Consider the following 7,566-nt stretch of genomic DNA (forward strand, 5'->3'; position numbering starts at 1 on the left):
GAGGGCCTTGTTCCGGCTGCGCAAGGTCATTGGAGGGCAGGGAACGCCGGGCGGAGACGGCAGAAAGCGGAAGGTCGACACGGGCGTGCGAAGCGCCGTTGCGCCCCCGCCAAAGCGCCGCTAAGGGAGCGCTGCCAAGGCGCGGGGCTGTAGCTCAGATGGGAGAGCGCTGCAATCGCACTGCAGAGGTCAGGGGTTCGATTCCCCTCAGCTCCACCATGCCTTCCGTAAGCTGCGCAGCAGCTCAGGACTGTCCGGGGACTCTCCCGCGGAAGGTATCGGCGTAGGCGCCCAAGGGATAGCCGGCACGCTCTGGGAACAATCCGCGCCACCGTCCGCTTCTGGTCCAAGATCGATTGCAAACAGGTACCGAATATGGCCACCAGGCTGGACACCCGCGCGACAGACGGCTCGCAATTCCTCAACAACCAATTCCAGCAGGCGCTGGCGCACTGGAACCGCGACCGGCTGGCGCCCGCCTATCCCGACGACGACGCGGTTGGCACCATTGAGCACAACGCGCGCATGGCGCGGCTGGAACTCGGCTTCCTCCAGGAGCTCCGCGCCGAGATCCGCGAGGCCGCCGCTGCCGCGCCGACCGACCCCGCCAGCTTTATCGCCTGGTTCGAAGAATTGGAGCGCAGCGGGCCCGGCCAGCACCATGAGCTGTTCGACTGGCTGGAGGCGGAAGCCACGCTCGACCAGCTGAAATGGTACCTGACCCAGGAGGCCGCGGGCGAGGCCGGGTTCGACGACCTGGTCGCCCTGACCCAGGTCCGCGTCCCCGACCGCGCCAAGCTGGAGCTCGCGCGCAACTACTGGGACGAGATGGGCCGCGGCAATCCCAAGGGCATGCACGGCCCGATGCTGCACTTCGTGGTCGAAACACTCGGGCTCAAGCCGGAAATCGAAGCTACTGTGTGGGAGAGCCTTGCGCTCGCCAACGCCATGACCGCCATGGCTGCGAACCGCAACTACGCCTGGCACTCGGTCGGGGCCCTGGGCGCGATCGAACTCACCGCTCCCGCGCGCTCGGCCGCCACCGCCAGGGGCATGCGCCGCCTCGGCCTCGACGCCAAGACCCGCCGCTACTTCGACCTCCACGCGGTGCTCGACATCAAGCACAGCGAGGAGTGGAACAAGGAGGCGATCGTGCCGCTGGTCGCCGAGGATCCCCGCCGCGCCACCGCCATCGCCGAAGGCGCGCTGATGCGGCTGACCTGCGGCAAGCGCTGCTTCGAACGCTACCGGCGCGAACTCCGCTAGGCGCATGCGGGGGGAAGAGGTCGAGCCGCTCGCCGGCTTGCTGCGCTTGGCCGACGAAGCCGGCTACCATTTCATCACCGTGACGCCCGAGACCCACCGCCGCGTGGTCGAGCGCCGCGGCGGGGAGCCGGCCCGCGACCTGCGGGACGTGTTTGGCTGGAGCATGCCCTTCGCACCGGACCTGCTCGAGCCCGAGGTCCTCCGCCTGCTGGAGGACGCCCGCGCGCTCGAGCGCCGCCCCGACGGACGCCTGCACAGCCTGGTGCGGGTGTCCTCCCTGGCCGGCCGCCTGTTTCTCCATTCCGCCTGGCCGACGGAGGAGGAGGAGTCGGTCTTCTTCGGCCCCGACACCTATCGCTTTGCCCGCTTCATCGAGGCCGAGGTCCGCGAGCTGGAGCCCGGCGGCCGGATCGTCGACATGGGCGCCGGCAGCGGGCCCGGCGGCATCCTCGCCGGCGGCCTGCTCGAGGCCGCGGACGTGACCCTCATCGACGTGAACTCCCGCGCGCTCCTGCTAGCGGAAGCCAACGCCGCCGCTGCGGGTTTGGCGGTCGAGACGGTCGAAGCCGGCTCGCTGAGCGGCATCGCGCCAGCCGATCTCATCATCAGCAACCCGCCCTTCATCGCCGACCCCAAGGGCCGCTCCTACCGCGACGGCGGCGATGGGCTCGGCACCGACCTGTCGCTGCAATGGGCGGCCGAAGGCGCTGCGCTCCTCAACCCCGGCGGCCGCATGCTGCTCTATACCGGCAGCCCGATCGTCGGCGGCGAGGACCGCTTGCTCGGCCGGCTGGTCGAGGCGATGGACGAGGCCGGCTGCACCCTGCGCTACGAAGAGCTCGACCCCGACATCTTCGGCGAGGAGCTCGACCAACCCGCCTACGCCGAAGCCGCCGTCGAGCGCATCGCCGCGGTGGGCGCGGTGATCAGCCGGGACTGACCTGCCCGAAGCCCGTTGTTAACGCTGGCCGGGGCTCGACGCCAACTAAGGCTGTTCACGCAAGCTCAGCCCCGTACGGTCGGTAGCGGCTTCCCGAGCCGTGCGCGCCCGCAGGCATCGGTATGTCGGGTCGGCCTATGGCGAGGGATATCAGGCGAACACCCGCCAACCTATAAACCGTTTTCACCGGCTTCCGCGCCGATCAGCGCCGCCACGGCTTCCTGCTCGACCGCAGTAAGCCCGGGGTGCCATAGATCGAAGATAAAGACGACGCGCAGCTCGTCGGTCGGGTTCAGCGCTTCATGCTCGATCGTATCATCGAACACGAACGCGTCTCCCTTCTGCCAGTGGCGGACCTCTGCCCCGACTCGAAACCAGCAGCCTTCGGGCACGATCAGCGGCAGGTGGCAAACGAGCCGGGCGTTGCTGACCCCCACATGCGCGGGGATGGCGGTGTGCGGCGCCAGCAGCGAGAACATCGCATTCGGGGAGGCGCCGCGGATTACCGGCTGCGGTACCTGTTGCAACAACTCCATCGTTCGCGGGCAGTGCCGACTGTTGGCGTGGTTCTCGACGCCGTTTTGAAGCAGATGAATCGCCGTCCAGTCGGGATTGCGGTTTAGCGGCCGCCATTGATCCATCGGCAGGTGGTCGTCGTATTGAACATAGGGGACCAGCTCGGCCCGCTCGGCGCTCATGACGGCCTTCAGCTCGGACACGATGGTGTCGGTCGAAGCCTCGAGTTCTCCAAGCCAAGGGAAGGCGCGCCGGGGATGGAACTCCCGCTCGACAAGGCCGGGGAAGTGAAAGTGGGTCGGCTCGCTATGGTAAGGGCGCGTGCGACGCAGCGTGTTGGAGCGGAAGCGCTTCATGCGCTCACGCTCTTCGCCGTTGGCGCGACTTTCGGCAGCCGCCATCTCGCGCTCCAGTCGGCTTTCGCGTTGCCCTAGCCACTCCGCGCTTCGGCGCTCGGCCTCGACGACGACCCTCGCGAGGTGGGGAGGCACGCTTGCACTTGGACGCTGGGCAAGTGCGTGCGTCCATGCTTCGCCTGCGGAAGAATCTCGCAGTCGGTCGAGCAGGCTTGCTCGCAGCAACAGTGCGGTGAAATCCCGCGGCGCGAGCGCCAGGGCCTTGTGTACGCTCGCCAGGGCCTTGTGCGGCTGGCCCCCAGCGCGTTGGAGGCCGGCAAGCTTCAGAAACAGCAGCGGATCGTCTGCATCATGCGCTGTGGCTTCGATCAGGCACTGCTCCGCACGCTGGAGATCCCCGTTGGCCGCAGCTCGGTCGGCTTGAGCGATCAGTGTCGAGTCCATCAGCCTACTCCAGCAGAGTGACGATCTTATCGGCTGGAGCAGCGTCTTCCACCCGCGGTTTGCAAGAAAAAGGGCGGCGGGTCGTATGACCCACCGCCCAAGAGTTCAGAGTTGACCCGGCTTATCCGCGCTCGGGCGCCGCAGGCGGCGGCGGCGGCGGCGGCGGAGGTAGCGGGCAAGTGTCGGTCGCCAGGATCACCGACCCGTCGGCGCAGGTCTGCGTCGCAGGCGCGGGGGGCGGCGGCGGCGGCGCGACCACTGGTTCCGACTCCACCGGTGCCCGACGGGGCGGCGCGAAATCGATGGTAGCGCCGACATAGAGCAGCCGGCCGAGCGCGTCCCAGGTGCCCGGGTAGGTGTTGCCGCTGCACGGCCCGGTCGGGCAGGAGCCAGACGAGCTGGTGATCAGCGGCGGATCGTTGTCGAACACATTGTTGACGCCGGCACGCAGGTTGACCCGGTCGAACAGAGTGTAGGTCGTGGCGAGATCCAGGTAATGCTGCGCCTTGATGTTGCGGCTGACGATCGGCGGAGCGCCCGCCAGCGTCTCATCGTCGCTGGTCCGCTCGTGCCGCACCTTGCCCATCATCCGCCACTGCGCGGACACGCCAAGACCGAACGGCAGCTGCAGAGTGGCACGGGCCTTGTGTCGCCAGCGGGGCAGAGGCGCCGAGCTGGACACGGTACCTCCGCTACAAACGGCACCGTAGTAGCCGGCGCAGTCGTAGGGATCGGTCAGCCCGTTGTTGGTGATGTAACGGCGCAGACGCGTGCCGACGAAGCTCAGGGACAGATTGCCAAGCCCGCCCAAGCGCTGGCTGTACGAGCTGTTGACGTCAAAGCCGTCCGTCTTGATCCCACCGACGTTGACCGGGGTGTCCGCGACGAACCCGCCCGAGGTCAGGAAGATCGAACCCGCCGGGTCGCGGTTGACCAGAGCGCAGGACGCGGGAGTGAATGTTGCCGTGGCATTGGCAACGCAGTCCGCCAGGACGGCGTCGGCTCCGAAGCCTTGGATCGCCCGCTTGAGGTTGATGTTGAAGTAATCAACTGTGAGGGCAAATCGCGGCAGGAAACTTGGCTGGAGAACCACGCCAACCGTCTTGGTCGTTGCTTTCTCCGGCCTGAGGTTAGGATTACCGCCAAGCAGCGAGTTGTACTGCTCCGCCGGGTTCGTCGGTGTGATCTGCCCTACCGCCAAACCTTGTGCGAGGCAGCCGAAGTCGGATGCGGTGATCACAAATCCAGCGCACGGGTCGCTTGAACCCGAAAGACCGACGAACTGCGGTGAGAACAGTTCCTGGATGTTGGGGGCACGCACTGCACGGTTGTAGGCGCCGCGGAACCGGACATCACGGATGGGCGCAAGTTCAGCTGTTGCTTTGTAGGTGTTAGTATCGAACTTCCCGCCGTTCCCCAGCTTGTAATAGGATTTCCGATAGCCGAGCCCCAGCGTGAGGTCTTCGATGAAGGAACTCTGGATAATCGGCAGCTGCGCTTCCACGAAGCCTTCAAGGACCCTGAAGCTGCCGTCGACGGGAAGCGTGGGGGCGCCCTGGCCGGTCAAGTCGCCGGTCTGGAACGACTGGTCGGGGCTTAGGGACAGCTTCTCCTTGCGATACTCGGCACCGACGTTGATGCCGAAGCCATCTTCCGCCCAAGGGGTGCGGATGCCCGCATTGCCGAGCAGGCCGGTGAAGTTGACGTTGGCGATCTGCTCGGTCGTGAAGCCACTGATCACGCCGAACACGTTGAGGTAATCAATCGAAGCCTGCGACGGCGTTCCGAAGATGTCGTACGGAATGCAGTTCGGGTCCGATTGGTCGAGCACCGACCGGCAGATCGGGTCCACCACGCCCGGCGTACGTGGATCGTCCACGACGTTCAGCGCGCGGTTCAGGCGTTGGATCGAGAACTCGTTGCGATAGATCTGGTCGTAGTTCGTCCGGCCATACTGGAAGTAAGCATCGTACGAGAACACGTTGGTCAGATCACCGCGGGACCCGACAACGCCGCGGAAGGCGGTGTGCTTGAGATCCGACACGCGCGGACCGCCTTCCACGTTACGCCGGAACAGCTGGAAGAAGCCCTGGTTGTACTGCGTTCCGAATGCGTCGGTAAACACCAGCGGCCCACCCACGGTCTGCCCGGCCGGCGAGTCGGCGGTCAACGGGTAGGTACCGAGGAAGCCGGCGATCTGGTTGCCGGGAGCGCAGATAATTGACACAGCCTGCGCCGACGCGAACGGATTATCGCAGTTCAGCGTGAACGTGTTGCCGAAGTTCCCGGACGGAGCGATCTGCGCCAGCGTCCGGTCGTCCATGAACATGAACTCGAGGTACGGCTTGATCTGGTCGTTGATCTCGTAGTTCGCGAAAGCACCGCCGACGAACCGCTTGTCAGGCCGCTGGAAGTAGTTGGTGGGATTGAAGTTAAACAGCGGCGAACCCGGAACGATGGTCCGGTCCGGGCCGAAGGTGAAGGCGCCCGAGGGATCGCCGCTTGTGAAGGTCGAGGTGAAGAAGCGCCCCTCTGCCGACGTTCCCGAACCGCCGCAGGCGAGTGTCTCCCCTGCGCCGCTCAGGCCGCAGGAGCTGAAGTCACGAGCGGCCTGCAGGATGGGGTTGACCTTGCGGTAACCGGCATAGGCAACGACGTGGCCGCGGCCATCGTCGAAACCGGCGCCAATCGACACCGTGGCGTCGATCTGCCGTCCATCGAAATCGCTGCCCGTCGGGTACTCGTAACCTGCGAGCCCGGCGTCGATCCGGTCGTTGAGCGCGTCGCGAACGTTGCGCCCGCCGCCGATGCTCGGGTTGTCCTGCTTGTGGTGGTAGGCGCTGATGGTGCCGTCGAAGCGGATCCCTTCGAAGGTGGTATCCATGATGAAGTTGACGACGCCGGCGACCGCATCGGCACCGTAGACCGACGAAGCGCCGCCGGTCAGCACGTCCACCCGCTTGATCAGCGCGGACGGGATAAAGTTGATGTCCGAAGCTTGGGTAGTGCTGTTCGGGTCGCCCGGGACGAGCCGGCGCCCATTCACCAAAACTAGGGTGCGCTGGGAGCCGAGCGCGCGAAGGTCGACTTCGGCGGTACCGGTCGCGCCGTTGGCCAAGCTTGACGACTGAGATGCGCCAACCGACGGGAGCTGATTCAGCAAGTCTTCGATGCGGGTCACGCCCGACAGCTTCACGTCCTGGTCCGAAACCACGGTGACGGGAGATGCCGACGTTAGATTGGGTTGCGGAATGCGCGAACCCGTGACGATGATGTCCTGCCCTTGTTCGACCGGTTCGCCTTCGGACGAGGTCGAAGGTGTCGGCTGCGCTTCTACTGGCCCAGTCGGCGTAGTGATATCGGTCGGCGGACCGTCGGTCTGCGGCTGGGTTGGCGTCGCGACATCCTGTGCCAGCGCCGGCGTCGCCACAAGGCTTGCATTAAGAAGAAACAGCGCGGACAGAGCCGTGCTCGCACACAGGCGTCCCTGGATGAATGCCTTATTGTGTCCCACTGTAATCTCCCCTTCTTGCCCTAAATCTCTAATCGTCGTCGCCGCCCCTTTTGCCGCCAGTCCGGTCGATGGACAGGGCTACGAAAGGCCAGAGTCGGCGCGCAGTGCGAGCGGCCACACTAATGCGAGCAGATGGCTGCGCTATAGGCCGGGGGCGGCCATCACCCGTTTCATTGCAACCTGTAACAATGTTGCCACAGTGCAGCAGGAGCACAAGCCAATTGTCTTGAGACGCTCGCTGAACAGCAAAATGGCCTCTCCGAGCATCGTCGAAGAGGCCATCTTGTGTTCGTCAGCGCTGCTGGGTGCAGCCGGAAGGAGCTTAGTCGTCGTTGTTCCCGCCCGTTAGGAACGCCGGGGCGAATTCGGGCGCCGGGCCGTCCTCACGGTTGCCATCGCGCTCGCGGCGCGGGCCGCGGTCGCCGCCACGATCGCCTCGCGGGCCGCGGTCGCCGCCGTCGCGTCCGCCACCGTCACGGCGCGGGCCGCGGTCACGGTCGCCGCCACCGCCCCGGCGTCGGTCGCCGCGG

The 7,566-nt window shown here is 66.0% G+C and carries 5 protein-coding genes and 1 tRNA gene; 3 read left to right on the top strand and 3 right to left on the bottom strand.

What is annotated here, in order from left to right:
* Positions 1-143 precede the first annotated feature (143 nt).
* The 3 genes from QZX62_RS08595 to QZX62_RS08605 all read left to right on the top strand — a co-directional run bounded on the left by QZX62_RS08595 (position 144) and on the right by QZX62_RS08605 (position 2,206).
* Positions 144-219, top strand: a tRNA-Ala gene (locus tag QZX62_RS08595).
* Between the two features lie 156 nt (positions 220-375).
* Entirely contained in the window at positions 376-1,266 is an 891-nt protein-coding gene (locus QZX62_RS08600) for an iron-containing redox enzyme family protein (RefSeq protein WP_294173673.1), read from the top strand.
* Between the two features lie 4 nt (positions 1,267-1,270).
* Positions 1,271-2,206, top strand: a complete 936-nt coding sequence (locus QZX62_RS08605) for a methyltransferase (RefSeq protein ID WP_294173674.1) — start codon at positions 1,271-1,273, stop codon at positions 2,204-2,206.
* A 170-nt stretch (positions 2,207-2,376) separates the two neighbouring features.
* Here QZX62_RS08605 and QZX62_RS08610 read toward each other — a convergent pair whose 3' ends face one another.
* The 3 genes from QZX62_RS08610 to QZX62_RS08620 all read right to left on the bottom strand — a co-directional run.
* On the bottom strand, positions 2,377-3,078 hold the full coding sequence (locus tag QZX62_RS08610; protein WP_294173676.1) for an aspartyl/asparaginyl beta-hydroxylase domain-containing protein: 702 nt from the start codon (positions 3,076-3,078) through the stop codon (positions 2,377-2,379).
* 565 nt (positions 3,079-3,643) lie between these two features.
* A complete protein-coding gene (locus tag QZX62_RS08615; RefSeq protein WP_294173678.1) occupies positions 3,644-6,952 on the bottom strand; it encodes a TonB-dependent receptor in 3,309 nt (1,102 codons plus the stop codon).
* A 406-nt stretch (positions 6,953-7,358) separates the two neighbouring features.
* Positions 7,359-7,566 (bottom strand): hypothetical protein (locus QZX62_RS08620; RefSeq protein ID WP_294173680.1); only part of this gene is annotated, 208 nt, incomplete at its 5' end.

Source organism: uncultured Sphingomonas sp., from assembly GCF_902806265.1.
GTDB lineage: Bacteria > Pseudomonadota > Alphaproteobacteria > Sphingomonadales > Sphingomonadaceae > Sphingomicrobium.